The organism is Pseudoalteromonas sp. Isolate6, from assembly GCF_022398435.1.
GTDB lineage: Bacteria > Pseudomonadota > Gammaproteobacteria > Enterobacterales > Alteromonadaceae > Pseudoalteromonas > Pseudoalteromonas galatheae.
Map to the genome: position 1 here is coordinate 1 of NZ_JAKEVK010000077.1, position 19,214 is coordinate 19,214.

14 protein-coding genes are annotated in these 19,214 nt (G+C 45.8%); 9 read left to right on the forward strand and 5 right to left on the reverse strand.

All coding sequences use genetic code 11. The features are described from left to right. Positions 1–169: 169 nt before the first annotated feature. The 4 genes from L1D50_RS12230 to L1D50_RS12245 all read right to left on the reverse strand — a co-directional run bounded on the left by L1D50_RS12230 (position 170) and on the right by L1D50_RS12245 (position 5,238). A complete protein-coding gene (locus L1D50_RS12230; RefSeq protein WP_128727283.1) occupies positions 170–2,299 on the reverse strand; it encodes a TonB-dependent siderophore receptor in 2,130 nt (709 codons plus the stop codon). Positions 2,300–2,484: 185 nt separating this feature from the next. Further along, complete coding sequence (locus L1D50_RS12235) at positions 2,485–2,907, reverse strand: hypothetical protein (protein WP_128727284.1); 423 nt, start codon at positions 2,905–2,907, stop codon at positions 2,485–2,487. 11 nt (positions 2,908–2,918) lie between these two features. Then, positions 2,919–4,715, reverse strand: a complete 1,797-nt coding sequence (locus L1D50_RS12240; RefSeq protein WP_128727285.1) for a S8 family serine peptidase — start codon at positions 4,713–4,715, stop codon at positions 2,919–2,921. A 124-nt stretch (positions 4,716–4,839) separates the two neighbouring features. Then, positions 4,840–5,238 (reverse strand): YbaN family protein, encoded by a 399-nt coding sequence (locus tag L1D50_RS12245; RefSeq protein ID WP_128727286.1) that lies wholly within the window; start codon positions 5,236–5,238, stop codon positions 4,840–4,842. Between the two features lie 233 nt (positions 5,239–5,471). Between L1D50_RS12245 and L1D50_RS12250 the strand changes: the two genes are divergently transcribed. The 5 genes from L1D50_RS12250 (at position 5,472) to asnB (ending at position 11,916) form a co-directional block, all read left to right on the forward strand. Next, on the forward strand, positions 5,472–6,719 hold the full coding sequence (locus L1D50_RS12250) for a Zn-dependent hydrolase (protein WP_128727287.1): 1,248 nt from the start codon (positions 5,472–5,474) through the stop codon (positions 6,717–6,719). A 142-nt stretch (positions 6,720–6,861) separates the two neighbouring features. Next, complete coding sequence (locus tag L1D50_RS12255) at positions 6,862–7,293, forward strand: hypothetical protein (RefSeq protein WP_128727288.1); 432 nt, start codon at positions 6,862–6,864, stop codon at positions 7,291–7,293. Further along, positions 7,290–8,711, forward strand: a complete 1,422-nt coding sequence (locus tag L1D50_RS12260) for a sodium:solute symporter family protein (RefSeq protein WP_239966115.1) — start codon at positions 7,290–7,292, stop codon at positions 8,709–8,711. Before L1D50_RS12255 ends, L1D50_RS12260 begins: the two co-directional genes overlap by 4 nt. A gap of 109 nt (positions 8,712–8,820) precedes the next feature. After that, positions 8,821–9,891: an aspartate carbamoyltransferase gene (locus L1D50_RS12265; protein ID WP_138522456.1), complete on the forward strand. Its 1,071-nt coding sequence runs from the start codon at positions 8,821–8,823 to the stop codon at positions 9,889–9,891. A gap of 9 nt (positions 9,892–9,900) precedes the next feature. After that, on the forward strand, positions 9,901–11,916 hold the full coding sequence (gene asnB / locus L1D50_RS12270; protein WP_239966116.1) for an asparagine synthase (glutamine-hydrolyzing): 2,016 nt from the start codon (positions 9,901–9,903) through the stop codon (positions 11,914–11,916). Positions 11,917–12,017: 101 nt separating this feature from the next. Here the strand turns inward: asnB and L1D50_RS12275 are convergent, their stop codons facing one another. Continuing rightward, entirely contained in the window at positions 12,018–13,313 is a 1,296-nt protein-coding gene (locus tag L1D50_RS12275; protein ID WP_239966117.1) for a porin, read from the reverse strand. A 268-nt stretch (positions 13,314–13,581) separates the two neighbouring features. Here L1D50_RS12275 and L1D50_RS12280 point away from each other — a divergent pair, with 268 nt between their 5' ends. The 4 genes from L1D50_RS12280 to L1D50_RS12295 all read left to right on the forward strand — a co-directional run bounded on the left by L1D50_RS12280 (position 13,582) and on the right by L1D50_RS12295 (position 19,210). Beyond that, positions 13,582–15,540 (forward strand): methyl-accepting chemotaxis protein, encoded by a 1,959-nt coding sequence (locus L1D50_RS12280; protein WP_128727293.1) that lies wholly within the window; start codon positions 13,582–13,584, stop codon positions 15,538–15,540. Between the two features lie 158 nt (positions 15,541–15,698). After that, positions 15,699–16,550 carry a D-hexose-6-phosphate mutarotase gene (locus tag L1D50_RS12285; protein ID WP_239966118.1) on the forward strand — a complete coding sequence of 284 codons (852 nt, stop codon included), beginning with the start codon at positions 15,699–15,701 and terminating at the stop codon, positions 16,548–16,550. Positions 16,551–16,611: 61 nt separating this feature from the next. Further along, positions 16,612–17,961, forward strand: coding sequence for a sigma-54 dependent transcriptional regulator (locus tag L1D50_RS12290; protein WP_239966119.1), 1,350 nt, complete (start codon positions 16,612–16,614; stop codon positions 17,959–17,961). Further along, positions 17,939–19,210 (forward strand): ATP-binding protein, encoded by a 1,272-nt coding sequence (locus L1D50_RS12295; protein ID WP_239966120.1) that lies wholly within the window; start codon positions 17,939–17,941, stop codon positions 19,208–19,210. Before L1D50_RS12290 ends, L1D50_RS12295 begins: the two co-directional genes overlap by 23 nt. Positions 19,211–19,214 lie beyond the last annotated feature (4 nt).

The window sequence follows — 19,214 nt, forward strand, 5'->3', positions numbered from 1 at the left end:
CTTTACTATAAAAGTTTTATGGTATTGAATTTATTTATTTTATTTTCATTGTTAATGATTTGTTTTTTTACGTCATCGACCGGTATCACGGTAGTACACGAAAAGTGATAGGCGAAAGTAAGAGCAGTACGTAAGTCATACTGCTATTACTTTTTTAAGAGTGTGGTGGTTAGAATTGATAAGACATAGAGAGTAATACTTTACGTGGCTCGCCAGGCTGAACCCACATTTGACTATACGAATTAGTGAAATGCTCACGGTCAAAGGCATTTTGTATCTTGCCTGAGACTATCCAGTTATCATTAACATTGTATTGCGCAAATGCGTTAAAGGTAACGTACGAAGGTAAGTAAAATTCGCTTCCGCGCTGACCAAGTCGCTTATCAATGTATTGCACACCAAAGCCTGCAGAGAGTGGGCGGTTAAATAGTGTATATTGCTGGCTTAGCTGTAAGCTAGCCGAGTTTTCCGGAATGTTTAGCAGGTCATCCCCTTTCTTTAAGCTTACGCCTAAACCAGTATCAATGGAGTCTTTATCTACCTGCGCATCAAGATACATGTAGGAAAAATTAACGGTGACATCAGCTGGTAACTGACCGATAACATCAAGCTCAACCCCTTGGCTACTTGCTTCCCCGATGGCTGCACTAAATCCCGGGTTTTGAATGTCGGCAACGATGATATTGGTTTGCTGGCTATCAAAGTAAGCTAGGGTAATATCCAGTTGACTATCGAGTAATGTCCATTTGCTGCCGAACTCGATTGATTCGCTTTGATTTGGGTCGAAAGCAGCACCTTGATAGTCAGTACCAAAGTTTAAGCGATATCCTTCACCGTAGGTTGTGTACAAAGACCATTCATCTGCCAATCGGTAAACCACACCCAACTGGGGACTGAAGTGTTGTTCAGACTGTTCAGCATATTGCTGACTAATTTTGTTATCAATAGTTTGTTTAAGCCAGTCAAAACGACCACCGATCCGCACCTGTACTGCATCGGTAACAGTGATTTGATCTTGGATGTAGACACCAGTTGCCCATTGATTTTGTTGACGAATAATGACAGGAGTAGGGGTCGGAGGGGAATATTGACCATAAACAGGGTTGTGAATGTTAATGGCATAAAGTTGTGCGTCACTCGGATTAGTGCTCAGGGCTGGTGCTCTAGCAACTCGGTAGTCCCGATCAAAGTCAAACCTGTCGTAATCCACGCCCATTATGAGGTTATGTTTGAAATCACCCACAGTGATGTCTCCAGCGAGCTCAAAACGTGCAACATATTGCTCGGTGTCATAAGCCCGTTGTCGATGTTGGCGGGTCAGGGTTTTAAAGTCGATATACAGCTTTTGACGTGAGGGAGAGATGTCAGCATCACTCGACAGACTGTCTAATTCGGTCTGTCTAAATGCTAATGCAGAGCTTAGCTGCCACTGTGCGTCGATGTTATATTGCCATTGTAACTGGTGGCCGTGCACCATAGTGGTTGTTGGACCATCACCTGGCTCACCAAGAAAACGCTCAATCGGCATAAAGTCGAAGTTACCTTGCGGGGCAATGATGCCTCGGTCAAATGGAATTTCTTGCTCTGCATACTCAAGTTCATATTGCCATTTTGACCTATCGCTTTGCTCGAATACCAAAGCCGTGGTTATTCCTTGTTTTTCAGTTTCAATGGTATCTCTAAAGCTGTCCTCTTGCTGATAAAAGCCGATGATCCTCGCGGCCGTATTTTCAGATAAGGTGGTGTTGAAATCCGCTTCTAAGCGTTGATGTTGGCGATTACCCAAAGTGAGTTTCACATCACCAAAAGTTTGGAACATGGGTTTTTTGGTAATTAAGTTGATGGCGCCACCTGGCTCTCCACGCCCGAATAGTGCAGCTTTTGGCCCTTTTAACACTTCAACGCGCTCAATACCCGACACATCTCTAGGTCCAGAAAAACCACGTCCGGCATTGAAACCATTGACTAAGTAGCCACTTGGTACATTCTCATCACCAAAAAAACCGCGAATGGCAAAGCTATCCCACAGTCCCCCAAGACTATTTTGCCTACTCACAGATGCCGACATATCTAGCACTTGCGTTAAACTATTGATCCCCATGTTTTCTATGAGCTCGGCATCGAGCTCGAACATCGCTTCGGGCGCTTCTAAATGGATAAAGTCTCCCCGATAAGCTTGACGCTCCGCCACGACTTCTATTTTTTCAATATGGGTGTCGTTATTGGCCTGTGCTGAAAAAGCGGCGGCGAGTGCCAGAGAGAGTAAACTTAAACGGCTTACCCCATTTACAGTGTTCATTATTAATCCTTTTGATATGTTATAACGTTTTTTGGTACTCTAGCATGGTATTGATTCGCTGTTAAGCTATGTTGAATAGACTGATAAGAAAAGAGTAGCTCGGGGCGGGCAGAGTGAGTTTGGTGTAGCTTGTCTAGTATTTAGGTCTAAAGGAAATGAGAGGCTAGGCCTCTCATTCGCTGATATTACTCACTTTCTAGCCCTTCAAGCTGCAAGCCAATCTGAGTACTTAACACTCCAGCTTGCGCTCGTAGTTGTGCATTTAAAGCGGTTAGATCGGTTTGTGCGTCGGCGTGGCGGTAGATTGCGCGGTTACCACGGACATAGCTTAATATCAGGTTATTATCACTAGCGAAAGTAGTAGCATTAATCATCGTAAGATGTTCAACGATAATTTCACCAGTGACAGTGTAAACCTCGCCAGTTGCAGGTGATTGTAGCTGTAACCCTGCCACTAATGTTGTGCCGTCCCCTTCGAGTGAGACAAAAGATTGGTTATTGATGTTTATCTCGGCACCTTGTGGAGCCTCGGTTAACTCAATTAATCCATCGCTAGCTGCAAGTGCTTGGCCACTAAGTAGTAAGGCAGTTAAAACGAATGCTTTCATAGTGGTTCTCCTTAGTTATGACCAATAAAACGAATTTGCCAAGAGGTTAATACACCATCTTGTGCGTTATTTCTATGCACTGCTTGAATATCCGGATCGCCGTTACGTGGATCAAAGATAAAAGCTTCGTCCTCACCTTGGGTATCAATTAACCGAATGGTCCACTGACCTTGTGCTGGCTCTCCATAGAAGTGGTGCGATAGCATTTGCATATCGTTAAAGCCGTTACGTCCGGTAATGGTACCTGTTCTTGGTGTCATTAAAACACTGCGAGTGCCTGACGGAGAAATAAGCTCAATTGCAACGTCACGGGTACTGGTATGCTCACCGGTCACTCGGATCTGTACCGCTTCAACGGTGACATCGTTGTCAATTTGTAGCGAGCTTTCGGCACCCGCAAGGCTACCGTCAGGAATGGTGACATTGGCATTAACTTGCTGCCAAGGTGTAATCGTGAAATTCCCTCGATCCGCACTATAGAAGCGGGCCATATTTACTGCCGCATCAACATCGATGGCACCGAAGCCATAGAAGGTGTGGAAGTCATACCCTGCCGCATTAGTTTGCCATGCTGGGATCGCATCATATTGCTGTGCTTCACCAGCCACATTGTTAAAGGTTAGTGTGACACCTGGGTGGTCTGGGTCAATTTTGCGAGCGGTTGAAGCTAAAATATGTCTAACATCACGCCACGTTAACGCGGGGTTTGCAGACATGATTAGCGCAATTGCCCCTGTCGTGTTTGGTGCCGCAGAAGAGGTGCCATTCATAGTCGCGTTATAATCACAGGTTGGATCGAGCGGGTGCCCGCCATGTAAACTATTGCGAAGGTTCGCAGGGTTTCTGCCCCAGTCACAGCCGCTAATATCTGTTGAGATAATAGCAGGTGTTGTTGAACCATATTCGCCACCTGGTGCACTGGCGAACACACTAGAGCCTACTGTTGAATACGATGAGAGTTTACCATCCGCATTGTAGGCTGAGACGACTAAGTTCCAATAGCTGGTATCAATACGTTCTAAGTTAACGTTTTGCATCGGTAAGCCATGATTGCGATTTGCAAACCATAAATAGCCAGAACCAAGTCCGTTTGCGTTAAAGCTTTGAACTCGATAGCCATTACCTGCAGATTTTACGAATATTGCACCGCGGCCACTATGACTTGTGGTAGTGATCTCTTCTTGAGCTTCTTCATAAGTTTGTAACCAAGGAGAAAAGTCATAATTGAATGTCTGCGGCGATGAAAGGGTACGGCCATAGCTTTGGTTAAATACCCGAGGAAAATCAAAAGAGGCTTTGTTGAAACCGTCAGAGTACATACCGTGAGACTGTAACCAGTTTTCCATGTTACCGTTTTTAAGATAGTTAAAACCAATTAGGCCTGCTCTTGGCGCTACGCCGCGACCTCCAATACCGTTAAAGGCACTTGCAGCGATGATGCCAGCAACGCCTGTACCGTGGCTATCCCCACTGTTGGCTGGTTTTAAATCAGGAGAGTTAGTGAGAAAGTCCCATGAGCCAGGTCTGACGTTGCCAATTAGATCTGGATGGGTTAGTTCGACACCACCGTCAATTACCGCAGTCGTCACCCCGGTACCCATAATTCCAAGGGCGTGAGTAAGGCTAAGGTTAAGATCCTCTCCTGCAACACCACCACGCTCAGAGAACGCATTTTGCCCTGTATTTTTCAAGTGCCATTGCTGGTTTACCAGTGGATCGCCTGGAAATAGAGGGTATTCCTGTTGGGCATTTGCTGCGCCGTGTAGTAACCCTAGCAATGTGGCTAGGTAAGTTATTTTTATTTTCATGGTATCTCAACTTGTTATTGTTTCTTTTACAAGAACAAACTGTATACCTCAAAAAGGTACTCGATGTAAATAGTGAGTTATATATGTATTTTTGTTGTTTTTATTTTGTTTGTTATAAGTGCTTCTATTTTGAATTGGCAGGGATGGCTGATGGTCGTGTAAGAATATAGCTGAGTACGGCAGCCTCAGTTATTGCGACAGACCACACCACCCAAATAGGTGCGCTACTATAACTCAAAGCTAGTAAGCCAACGCTCATGCCAATCGCCGCGCCAATCTTACCTTTTATTGGGATGACCTGATGTTGCCGCCATGCAACCAGACTCGGGCCAAATTTTGGATGAGTGAGTAGCCAATTTTCTAGCTTAGGAGATGAACGGGTAAAGCAAGCAAGGGCGAGGATGAAAAAGATGGTAGTAGGCATAACAGGCAGTGCCATGCCGATAAAGCCGAGACCAACAAACACGATGCCAGCAACATGCAGCCAAAAACAACGATTGAATAAGGGAATTTTTTTACGCATAGGCATCCTCATATTCCGGGAGTGCTGAAGTGACAGCGCATTGAGATGACCAGAGTCTACTTTGTTAATCTGAAGCCAGTAATTAAAAGCATACCACAGTGGCTGAAATTCGCGAATTTTCAACTAAGCTAAAGCAAAGAGATCACCAGTCGGACGTCAGTGTTTGAAATAGCTAATCTGATCTCATCTCAGGTTCAAGGAAGTGCTGCGACTGAAACGTTGAGGGGCAAAGTATGCAAGTAAATTTAGAACGTCTTAAGTCTACCCTATTTGCGCTCGCGGAGTTCGGTTATAACCATGAAGATAAGGGAATTTATCGCCAAGGTTTTAGCAATGAGGATTTTGCAGCGCGTAAATGGCTGATGGAATGCGCACAAAGTGAAGGGTTCGTGAGTCGCATGGATGGCGCTGGCAATGTGATTATTGAAATGACCAGCCCGGATATTGCAGCAAAACCCGCTGTGATCATTGGCTCTCATCTCGATAGTGTACCTGCTGGTGGCATGTTTGATGGAACCCTAGGCGTCATTGCGGGATTTGAGTGTATCCGCGTATTAAAAGAGCACAATGTGCAATTAGAGAGGCCGATTTGGGTTATTGGCACCAGTGAAGAAGAGGGACGCTTTGGCGGTATGATAGGGGCTCAAGCGCTCACCGGAAAGTTAACGCCACATCAATTACTCACAAGCCATGATGCGGATGGCTGTATGCTCAGTGATGCTATGCGTGCCCAAGGTTTAGAACCTATGGATGCGCTGAATGCGAGACTGGAACCAGAGCAAATAAATAGTTTTTTTGAATTACATATTGAGCAAGGCCCTGTACTTGATCAAAAAGGCATTCAAATTGGCGTGGTGGAGGGGATTTCTGGGGTATTTAAATGGATAGTCAAATTAATTGGGAAGGCCGATCACGCAGGCACGGCACCTATGGAGATGCGCAGCGACGCTTTTATGGGGCTGGCTGATTTTGCTTACCAGTTAGATAGAATTATTGCTGAGGACGGAACGGATACCACGAGGATCACTGTCGGTAAGGCAGAACTAAAGCCAGGTTTCGCACATACGATTGCTGGAGAGGTGGATTTCACCATCGTCGCACGCGATATGGACGAAACGGTGATGGAGAACCTTGAAATTGCCTGTCGTAAAGCGCTTTCAGCCATCGCTCGAAAGCATCATTTAATGTTTGAATATGAGCAGGTAAGTTGGTTGTCTCCAATGAAGTGTACACCAGAGATGGTGGAGTTTATTAGTCAACAGGCTGAGGCTTTATCGCTGAATTATCAGGTCATGCCAAGTGGCGCTGGTCACGATAGTCAGTTTTTTTCAGAAGTGTGTCCCACAGGACTGATATTTATTCCATCACTCAATGGCGTTAGCCATGCGCCAGACGAATGGAGTCATTGGCATGATGTCGAAGCTGGGAGTAATTTATTGTTGCAATGTGTTCAAAAAAGAGCAATAAAAACAAAAGAATAAATGTGAAGTGAGGATGAAGTTGGCTGGCGGTTTACTAGACAAATTTGATCCTTAAGCTAGTCTTTGTTACTACTAGAATAATGTGGATAGCAAAACTTGCGGCGAATTCGGACTTGGATAACCGCAGTTAGGGATTATGAGGATGTGGATCGCCCGAGTCGTAACCTTAGTCTTAGTTGCTGCGAGCTTTAATGGGCTTGCCGCCTCGTTGAGGGTGAGCGATGAGGTCGTGACTGCTGGGTTTATAACGCTACACATTGAGCGTACTGGTCCCCCTCTACAGCAATCAACACAGCTATCCATTCAACATCTTTCAGAACCTTACTCCCTCTCCCTTTCGCTTCAGCCGACTCAACAAGCGGTAACCATTAGTGGCTTGGCTGATGGTGATTATCTCGCAACCTTAGCTGATCCCTCTACTAACTCGGCACAAACGTCGGTCCCATTTACAGTTAAACATCATCAGTTAACGCTGGCGCTTGCGCTGTTTGTACTGGGCTTGTGCTTATTTGTGCTGCTTGTAGGGGTGATTGTGGTAGGCAATAAGCAAGCGCACGATAAGGAAAGCGTATGATAAATGCTTCATTGGCGCTCGGTCTTGCCCTAGCGTTTGCTTTGCTATGGGTATTTTTTGGTTGGTGGATTGGCAGGCGCGTGCAGTCACATAATGAGTTTGCGCTGGCCGGTAGAAATGTCGGATTGGCCTTTGCTTGCGCCACTGCGATGGCAACTTGGGTCACCAGTAACACCACTTTAGTTGCGCCACAGCTCACTTATCAGTTTGGTATTTGGGGCATGATAGGCTACGCCTGTGCCGCATTCGGATTGCTGCTATTTGCGCCGCTAAGCCAACGCATCAAAACTTTACTGCCCCACGGCTACACCAGTGGCGACTTTATACGATTGCGGTTTGGGCGTTTCTCTTGGTGGATCTTTTTGCTGATCTCTTTCGTGTATGCCATGAGTTGGCTCGTTAGCCTAGGCATGGCGGGTGGCATTTTGCTACACACCCTAAGTGGCTTAGATTATCACCTTGGTATGTCAATAATTCTCCTGATGTGTGTGGTCTACACGCTCTTTGGCGGTCTAAAAGCGGTGATCGCCACGGACTTTCTACAGGCCATAATTATTTTGGCTGGCGTCTTAGGAATAGCCATTGTCGTGGCGATGAATGTTGGGCTTGAACCCATTCACCAAAAACTCAGTAGTGACCACCCCAAGTTACTCGACCTGCTTTTCCCTGCCGCTGTGATGTTTTTGTTCAACAATATCTTTTTTGGTTTAGGAGAAATTTTTCACAGCAACGTATGGTGGTCAAGGGCGTTTGCATTTAAAGGTGGAGTGGGCAAAAAGGCGTATTTTATCGCGGGACTCCTGTGGCTGCCGATCCCAATCGTGACTGGATTTATTGCGCTGGCAGCGCCGAGTTTAGGCTTGTATCCTGCTAGCGCCGATATGGTAGGACCTTTGGTTGCAAGCCAAGTACTCGGCTATACCGGCTCGATTATTCTGTTCATTGTAGTGTTCTCCGCGCTGGCATCGAGTTTGGACTCCTTGCTTGCTGCAACGTCAGATCTCATCAATCAAGATATTTATCTGCAATACATCAAACCAAAGGCGAGCGATAGTGAACGCTTAAAAAGTGCTAAGTGGATTATTGTTCTGCTCGGCGTAGTGACCTGGCTATTGTGTTTACCGAAAATCGCCACTTTGGGCGCCTTGTTGAATTTTGCTGGTGCCTTTGTCGCCAGCACCATTTGGCCTATCGTATTTGGGTTGTACTTTGCGCGAATGACGGGAAATAGCGCTGGCTGGGCTATGTTGCTTGGCACGCTATCTGGCTTGATTGGGTATTTTTATATTGGTTTTTATGTCGCCGCATTAGTTTCTTGTGCGGTGTCATTATTAATTTGTGTGATTGCTTGGCGTTTTAGTCAGCAATCATTCCATTGGCAAGCGTTGGGCACGCAAAGCAAAATGGAGGATGTATGATCTCATTGGGCGCATTTTCTAGTTTAATTTGGCTGGCCATAGTGCTCAGTTGTTTATGCCCTGTTGTCCTTGTCGTTATGTTCCTTATTGATTATAAAAAGAGGCAGTTATGGTAAGTGCGCAGCAAGTAGAGTTTAATCGAGCGCAGCCGGATGTTTACGGGGATGCACATCCCAAAGCATTACTCAGAGCGATACAAGAAGACGGTGACAGGCTGCATTGTTTGGAGAATAAGCACATTATTAGTGTCGACCATCTTGACCGAGACGTGCTGATCCAGTTATTCCGCCTCGCCGCGAAATATGAAAGTAATCCAGCAAGGTTCAGCTCGCCGCTCAGTGGCAAAATTTTGATCAGTGCGTTTTATGAACCCAGTACCCGCACCCGGCTGTCGTTTGAAAGTGCATGGCACCGCTTAGGGGGCGACATTATGTCGATCACCGATCGCTCCTCAACGGGCATAGCGAAAGGGGAGTCGCTGCAGGATGTCGCCGAGATGTTCAATAATTATGGTGATTGTGTCGTCTTACGTGACACCTCAGTGGAATCTATTGAAGAGATGATCCACAGCCTACGCATTCCAATTATCAACGCTGGTAATGGCATTGATGAGCATCCAACGCAAGCTATGTCCGACCTTTACACTATTTTCAAATGGCGGCCGTCGTTATTACTCCCTGACAGTGAAGCTTTTAGCCCTATAAAAATTGGCGTGATTGGCGTGCCGAGCCAAATGCGTACGGTGCGTAGCTTGCTGAAAATGTTTACGCACTTTCCGCGCATTGTGGACGAAATATTCCTGCTCTATGACGAGAGTGTCGAAGATGCGGTATCGAGTGAGCAATTGGCGCAGCTTGAAGAAGCTGGAGTAAAGGTGTCTATCGGTCATGACATGAACGCTGTTTTACCTGAGCTTGATGTGGTGTATATCAATTCCATTGCATGGGTAGGTGAAAGCTTCGAAACCTATGGGAAGTCGTTTAAATTGAGCACGGACTCACCCTTCAAGCCCGATGCGATAGTGCTTCATCCGCTGGCTCGAGGTGAAGAGCTGTGTACCAGTTTAGATGCCACGCCACACAATTGGTATTTTAGTCAGGCACGTGGTGCCGTCTTTTTACGCCAAGCCTTATTGACCTGTATGGTGCAGCGCGCCAGTACTGTGATGGATGTGATTTAGGGAGATATTATGTGCGGAATTGCTGGTATTTTTTCAACGCAAGCGCAAACACAAATAGATAATCAATTATTGGTAAACATGGCAGCCATTCAACATCATCGTGGTCCCGATGGTTTTGGCTATAAACAAATAGCTGGCGTGGGATTTAGTCACGCCAGACTGTCGATAATCGACCTTGACGAGCAAAGAGGTCGACAGCCCTTTATAAGTTCTGATAAGCGCCTAATGTTGGCGCACAATGGCGAATTTTACGATTACGCGCGGATCCGAGCTGAGCTGGTAGCAAAAGGGGCAAGGTTCCAAAGTAAAAGCGACTCAGAAATTGCCATGCACTTATATCAGCAGCTTGGCCTTGATGAGATGCTGACGCATCTGCGCGGTGAGTTTGCGTTTGCATTGTATGACCAACAAACCGATACGTTGCACTTAGTTAGAGACCGCTTTGGTATTAAACCTTTGTACTACACCCAAACAGAAGACGAAATTGTGTTTGGCTCAGAACTGAAAGTGCTGTTTGCCAATCCTAAAGTTAAGCGCCGATTCTCAAGTGAAGGTCTCTTTCATCAACTGATCCAAGTCATGGTTCCCGGCAGCACGGCATTTGCGAATGTACATCAAATCAAACCTGGACATGTTGTTAGTATCACCAGAAGTGAACAAGGTTTTAGCATCGAAGATAGACCTTATTGGGATGTTAACTTTCCGAAGGCGCAAGCGTATTTAAATAGCAAAGATGAAGTATATTACATTGATGGCGTGCGCAAGCAGCTGCTTGAAGCGGTGCAGTTGAGACTCACGGCGGACGTTCCGGTAGGGTGTTACTTAAGTGGTGGCATAGACTCATGTGCTATTTTGGGTCTGTCTTCGGCCGCAGCACAAGCACCTATTAAAGCCTTTACCATAGGCTTTGATAGCGCAGAGTACGACGAAACGCCGATTGCAAAACAAATGGCACAAGCCACTAAGGCCGATCATCATATTATGTCGTTGAGCGGTGACGAGCTATATGGCCATTTTGAACGAACTTTATGGCATACCGAAAGAACCATTTATAACACGCTTGGTGTTGCGAAATACTTGATGAGCCAGCAAGTTAACGAGTCTAATTATAAAGTTGTGATGACCGGAGAGGGCTCCGATGAGCTTTTTGCGGGTTATCCCGCATTTAGAAAAGACCTGTTTTTATATGGCTTAGATGAACTTGATGACACCGAAAAAGCTCAGTGGCAAACCATGCTGGAAGACAGCAATAAGTTGTTTAAGGGGGCTATGCTTTCCCGTGAGCAATACGATAGTGCAGCATTAGATGAGGTGGTTGGTTTCACACCAAGTTGTTTGCAGCCTTGGCTGTCATGCAGTCACTTTGCCCATCAACTCGTTGCCGCCGAACACAGAGAAATACTCACGGGTTATGACGCAGGCAAAGCAATCGCTGAGACTTTAGATGATGCCATGTTGGAGTCCCGCCATCCACTCGACAAAGCCCAGTATGTATGGATTAAAACCATGCTTGAAGGGCAAATATTAACTTGGGGCGGTGATAGGGTCGACATGGCCAATTCGATGGAGGCAAGGCCTGCCTTTTTAGATCATCACCTCGCAGAGTTTGCCTTTACCATTCCCCCGCAATATCGCATTAAAGATCGTAAAGAAAAATACGTGTTACGCGAAGCGATGAAAGGACTGCTGCCAGAAGTACTGTATGAACGAGAAAAGTTTGCTTTTATGGCACCACCAGCGCACTCAGATGAGAAAAAGTGGGCTGCAATGCGCGTGTTGGCTGATAAGTACTTATCTAGACAAGCTGTAGAAGCCGCAGGTTTATTAGACTTTGAAGCGGTAAATGCGCTATTTGAGTTACATGATTCACCAGACGCCGATGGTTCACTCAAAGTGCAACTAGATGCCGTGATCAATCATTTGCTTGGTGTGCAAATACTCCACAAACAATTTATCGCCGCAGATTTACCTCAATTTGCTGCCGCTGAAGCAGAGCGCCTAGGTTGGAGAGCAGCCACAAACTAACGTAGGTCTTATTGGTATTACAGAAAACAAGGAAATAAAAAGGCGATGCACCAACTAGTGCATCGTCTTTTTGATTTAATACCTAAGGTTAATCCCAAAGATTAAAAGTAATAACCGAAGTTAATGTTGAAGCGACGCTCGCTTTCGTCACTATCGCCTGCGATTGAACCACCAATAAACGGCTGGTTTTTCGCGTGAACTAAATCAACATAGGTGAAGAACGCACCCGCGGCGAGTGACACACCTGTAACATTCATCCAAGTGTCTTCGGTGTTATCGGATTTGTCGTAAATAATACCGAAGTCGTTATAAAATTGCAGATCGGTAATTGGGCCGAATTCAACTGGCAGGTTGTACGCTACATTAAAGTTCGACATGGTAGCTTCTGCCGCGATGGAATCATAAAACGCATAAGCGCCTACCGCCATACGGTTTGCATCGTCAATATCGTACTGGTATTCACCGTGTTGTAGCTGTAAGTTCCAAGGGCCAATGTTACTATTTAAATGTAGTGCCCACGCGTTGTAATCACCTGCTCGGTCATTACCATCGTGAAGACCACCGGCAAGGCCAGAGACGCCAATTTCAGTTGTGCCACCGCTATGTTCAATATGATACGCGTAGCGACCAACAAAGGTGTTGTATTCGCCGATTGGTTGCGTTGGGTCGTCATAAACGCCATCGCCCGCTTTACGGAAACCTACCACGTCATAAGAGTAGCGATCGCTGCGGTCATCCACGTAACCATCGACACCACCTAGCTCATCGTTTTTGAAAAAGCCAAGGTCAAGCTGCCAGTTGTCTGCCACTTTACGTTTAAATACCACCCCCATGTCGTGGTCGTCTTCAAGACCAATATAATAGGTAGTGTTAAAAAACCAGTTGTGCGAATTGTAAGGTGAGTTACCAAAAGGTACTTTAGTCATACCAACCTGAGCTTGCCAATGGTCGGCAAAGTCATAGTCGAGGTAAGCGTATTTTACCGCAGTCATATAGTCGAAAAAGCGGATTTCGGCATTTAAACCAAAGCCACCGACATTGCCAGAAAAGTTCAACCTGAAAATATCGAAGTCAAAATCACCGCCACGATTTTTGTTGTCATCGTCATAAGACGTATGGCTGTAGTTGGTTCTGATCGCGCCGCCGACTTTGATGGTCGGTTTTGTTTCAGCAGCTGCAACTTGAGTTTTAGTTTCAGCTTTGGTTGCGGCTTTTTCAGCCTTAGCGATTTTTTCCTGTTGTGCTCGTGCCTGCTCTTTTTGTTCTAGCTGCGTGAGCTTCTTCTGAAGTTCAGCTAATTGGCGCTTTAATGCGTCAATTTCTGAGTTTTCGGCAAGCACTGAATTAGAGCAAAGTGCTAGACCTAACCCGAGTGAGATGGTTGAAAGTTTTAACATATTTGTCCCGTTGTTAAATGGTTGAGCGCAAAAACCTCTTACAAATTGTAGACCACCAAACCTATCCTTGCAGAAAGCAGATAAATTTTATGATCCTTGATTGAATTATCCATAGTAACACTGCGGCCTATCTGACCTCAAAGTTACACAACATTTAACCATACCCAAGATGAATATAAGACGAACAAGTGATCACATTTGTATGTCATTCTTGCCCAATAGCTTATCTCTCACTATATTTTTATTATCTGTGAAATGGTGTCTATTCATGAATATATCGCAAAAATTAAAATTGTCTTTCGCAACAGCAATCGCGCTTCCTTTGTTAATCATCGCGGGGCTTATAATCAGTCAAACTAGGCAGCAGGGGATAGAGACTTTCTCAGAGCTCAGTGATCGAGAGGCGCTACAGGTTGAGAATGGTATCCAGATGTTTTTTGATGAAATTGCAAAAAACGTTGACTATTTAGCAACCCATGCACAGGTCTTGAGTGCGCAGCAAGACGTGAAAACTTATATGGATACGACCAGCACCACTCGACTTAATTCGAAAGCAGGAAGTAAAACAGAGCAAGCAGCATATTCGTTATTTGAGCACTTTGGAAATACACACCCTGGTATTGCCTATATCTACATGGGAAATCAGCAAGGTGGTTATATTCAATGGCCTCTAGGTGAAGTGAATGCAAACTACGACCCTAGGCAGCGCCCTTGGTATCAAACGGGACAATCGGGAAATGGCGAGACTATCCGCACTAGTGCCTATTATTGGGCACCGGATGATATGGTGATTGTGTCGACGGTAAAAGCGATAACTGCTAATGGCCAAACCGTGGGTGTCCAAGGCATGGATGTGTCACTGCAAGGGCTGACCAAAATCATCCGCAATATCAAATTGGGTGAGACCGGCTATTTGATGCTAGTAGAAGACACCGGAAATGTGTTAGTCGATGCCAAGTTCTCCGAACATAGATTTAAAAAGCTGGCAGACATAGCAAACGGCCGCTATCGAGAATTGGCTCAAAATAAAGATGGGTTATTTGAGCTCGAAATTAATGGTCAAGACTATTTTGCCAACATCTATACAGCACCAAAACTAGGCTGGAAGTTTATTGGTTTAGTTGAAAAAGGCGAGGTAATGGCAGCAGCCAATGCGATGACGCTGACTATATTGATTTTAAGTGCTGTTCTGATCACCGTATTTCTGTTATTGGCAAGCTATATTTCGAAGTTGATTTCAGCGCCTATTGTAGAAGTAAGTGATGGCTTAACTGAGATTTCTCAAGGCGGTGGTGATTTGACGCAGCGTTTAGACATTAAAGCTCGGGATGAAACGGGCAAACTGGCGACAAGCTTTAATCTTTTTTTAAATCTCATTGCTGAGTTGGTGACGCAAATCAATGAGTGTGCCCAGCAAGTTAACGAAACCTCACGACAAACCGCTTCGCAGTCTGATCAGCTCACGGGCGCTACCAGTCAACAGCAACAAGCGCTTGAAATGGCTGCCACCGCAATTAATGAGATGGCAGCAACCGCAAACGAAGTAGCGGCAAGCTGTGCCAATGCGGCTGAGTTGGCCGGGCAAACTCAGCAAGCATCTGAGCTGGGCCAAAGGGTGATCACAGAGTCTGTCGAGAGTGTTACAACGTTATCTGAAGTGATCAATAAGGCAACCGCGGATATCATGCAGCTCGACACCGAAAGCGAAAATATTATGTCGATACTCAGCGTGATCCGAGGCATAGCGGAACAAACTAATCTTTTAGCATTAAATGCTGCAATTGAGGCGGCACGCGCAGGTGAACATGGTCGTGGTTTTGCTGTCGTAGCCGATGAAGTACGAGCGTTGTCACAGCGTACGTCTGAATCGACGGAAGAAATAGCCTCTCAGCTTGATAAGCTTAGAAAAATGACGGAAATGGTGTCGGGAGAAATGAAGCGCAGCCTAACGCGCACGGAGCAAACGGTTGAGCTGACAAACTCAGCGCAACAACAATTTAGTGAAATTACTCAAGCGATTGTCAATATTAGCGATCTCAACACGCAAATCGCCACCGCAGCTGAAGAGCAGCAACATGTTGCCGAAGATATCAATCGTAACGTGGTGGAAATTAAAAATGCCGCGGATAGTGTGAGTGATATCGCTGTGAATACCAATCAAAATGGCGTGAGATTACATTCATTGTCGAGCACGCTCACAGAGCTGGTGGGCAAATTTAAGGTGTAATTTTAGTCCATTCAAGCTCCATAAACCGTGAGAGCTAGACTCTCATGGTGCTTCTGCACTGATATAATTGAATAAGTTTCAAATTGGATGGATAACAGTTTACTCGTATTATTTAAGTGGTAAGGTAGGCATATCATTGAGTTGACGTAGGAATTACCATGGAATTATCACCTTCAGTTTCAATCGAGCGCACTGAGTCCGGGCTTGAGTATATTTGGGTCAACAGTGCATTGTGCCAAGCGAAGATCTTTTTACAGGGCGCGCAACTGACCGAGTTTACGCCAGCGGGAAAAGGCAATTTAATTTGGGTTTCTGATGCGGAAGATTACCTTGAAGGCAAACCGGTACGCGGTGGTATTCCAATCTGTTGGCCTTGGTTTGGTGTACATAGCAAAGCGGATTGGCCAATTCATGGGGTTGCTCGCAAGCTACTTTGGCGAGCGCACAGCGTCGAAGAAAAAAGCGATGAAATTACCGTTAAACTCACACTACCGATGACTTTAGTTGAAGAGCAGTACTGGCCACACACGTCACAATTAGAGGTCGAGTTTGTGTTATCGGACAAGCTCGAAGTGCGACTGACTAATATCAATACTGGGGATGCACCATTTACGCTAACGCAAGCCCTGCATACGTATTTCCCAACACCGGAGGTCAGCAATACCACGGTTGACGGGTTACAAGGCGCGAAATATATCGAATTTGGTGAAGGTCCATTTGAGCAAACTGAAGTGGTTGGCTTTGCCCGCGAAACCGATATGGTGTACACCCAAGCAAGCCCTGTGCAAACCATCAACACGCCCGCGGGCATTATTGAAGTAAAACGTGAAAACTCAACTTCTTGTGTGCTTTGGAACCCATGGATTGAAAAGTCACAGCGTTTAAGCAACTTTAATGATGATGAATACCACAAGATGTTGTGCTTAGAAGCGTGCAACGTAATGGATGATGCCGTGCAACTTGCACCGGGTGAAAGCCATACCCTAAGTACAATCATCCGTTGGTTATAATTTTATATTCGCGGAGCAGACTATGCTCCGCTGAAACCCGATAACAATAAAAATTCTCCCTATGGAAAAGCCCACAATACTGGTTATCGATGATAACGCCGAAGTACGCCTCAGCGCCGTATTCTTTTTAGAAGATCAAGGTTTCAATGTAATTGAGGCGGCAACCTTAGAGCTTGCCAAGCCTCTGCTCACCGCTAAGCAAGTGTCATTAGCCTTGCTCGATATGAACTTCTCCCGAGATACCACTTCAGGCAATGAAGGGCTAGACTTTTTGCGCTGGCTACGTGACTCCAATCTTAATGTGCCTGTGATCTGTATTACCGGTTGGGGAAATGTCGCGTTGGCGGTGTCTGCAATGCAGCTAGGTGCAAGCGACTTTATCGAAAAACCATGGGACAATCAGCAGCTGCTAGAAGCCGTGCAGCAACAACTCAAAATATCATTAAAGCAAGCGAATATCGTAGCAAAACACAGCGAGCGCGGCGCGTTTCAATGGCGCTCTCAGGCGATGCAATCTTTATATAAGCAGCTTGCTAAAGTAGCAAAAACCGATGCTCGGGTGCTACTTACTGGGCCAAGTGGCGCGGGGAAAAGTCATTTAGCTCAGTGGTTACACCAACAATCTAATCGTTCAGCAGGACCTTGGGTTGAGGTGAATATGGGCGCGGTGCCAGAGTCATTATTCGAAAGTGAGATGTTTGGCCACAGCAAAGGGTCGTTTACGGATGCAAAGCAGCATCGTGTTGGTCGTTTTGCAATGGCAAAACAGGGCACGCTATTTCTGGATGAAGTTGCGACAATTCCACTTCCTTTACAAGCAAAATTACTGCGGGTGTTGGAAAACGGCAGTTATGAAGTTGTGGGTAGCAGTCAGACGCAACAAGCGGATTGCCGGCTTATTTGCGCAACCAACACCAATCTTGACGCCTTAGTGAAAGTCGGTGAGTTCCGAGAAGATTTGTTATATCGCATCAACACGATTGTGATTGAAGTGCCGAGGCTCGCCGAGCGTTTTGGCGATATCGTGCCGTTGGCTGAGTATTTTGTCGCTAAGTTTTGTGCGCAGTATGGTGAGCCAATTCGTGAACTTAGCCCAGCGGTTAAAGCTGCGTTGATTGAATACAATTGGCCTGGCAATGTGCGAGAGTTAAGTCACGTTATGGAGCGTGCCGTGTTAATGGCGGAGGGCTTGCAAATTGAGCTCAGTGATTGCCAACTACGCTTTACCGCTGCACCTAAAGTGACCAGTAATATGCCCAGCAAGACTTTGCAACAAGTGGAGCAAGAAATGGTGGAGCAAGCGATGCAACGCGCTCAAGGTAATGTCGCAGAAGCTGCTAAAATACTTGGGCTCACGGCTTCTTCTCTTTATCGACGTTTGGAAAAGTATGGCCTTAAAACATCTGGCTAGCGCCGAGTGGCGGCTTGGGGCCTACTGTACGCTGTTAACCATTAGCTGTACGGTTGTACTGACTTTGCTGCTTCTGCAACTACAGCTTGAGGTGATGTGGGTTGCCGTCGTATCGGTGAGTGTGTTGGGGTTATTGGGCGGGTTACAAAAAATACTGTTGTCTCACCTTAAACGCATTGCCATGCGTGCTAATTGGCAGCTAGAAGCGATTGCACAAAGTGACTTTACGCAAACCATTAAGCCACATTATACAGCGGGCGTGGTGGCTGAATTTGAACAGCGCTTACTGGCATTGAGTGCACAGCTGCACAGTCAAAAGCGCCGTTATCATAGTCAGCAGTTTATCATTTATCAGCTAATAGACAGCCTTAATACCCCTATTATGATGTTTGACGATAAGCTCAAACTTGCCTACGCCAATGGTGCATTTGAGTCGCTTTATCATCGCCCTTGGTTAGAGTGTAAGGGAATAAGCGCGGCTCAGTTTGGGCTTGTGCAACAAGATAATCACTGGCATTTTGCAGATACAGCGCAGCAATCTCGGTGGCAGCTGCAAAGCAGTGAATTCTTTCAAGAGGGTAAGCAGTTTTCTTTACTGGTTGCACTCGATATCACGAAGGCATTACGTAAAAAGGAGCTGGCTGCTTGGCAACATTTAATCCGAGTAATAAGCCATGAGATCCACAATAGTTTGACGCCCGTAAGCTCCCTAGCGCAAACCTTATTGGCAAGAGCTAAGGACGAAAAAGAGCAGCATGCGCTAAGTGTAATAGGTCAGCGTTGCCAGCATTTACAACAATTTGTGAGCCAATACGCCAAGGTTACGCAAACCCCAAGGCTAGACAGGGAGTCGGTTTCCATCATGCTGTTACTATCCTCTGTTGCTGCGCTATTTGAGGATACCTACATCCAAGTAAACTGCACTGTGAATACGCTCAATCTCGATAAAGCCTTAATTGAGCAAGTGCTGATTAACTTAGTTAAAAATGCCATTGAGGCCAGTGGTGAAAATGCCAAGTTGACGCTACATGCTTATTATCAGCAGCAACAAGTGGTGATTGACGTACGAGACAATGGCCCGGGCTTTGCCAACCTTGAGAACATGCTTACTCCTTTCTATTCCACCAAAGAAGGAGGGCAGGGAATAGGTTTAACCTTTAGTCGCACCATTGTGGAGTTACATGATGGGCAACTTAGTTGTCACAACACGGGCTCAGGAGGATTAATAAAAATTACTTTTCCTTGTTGATAAT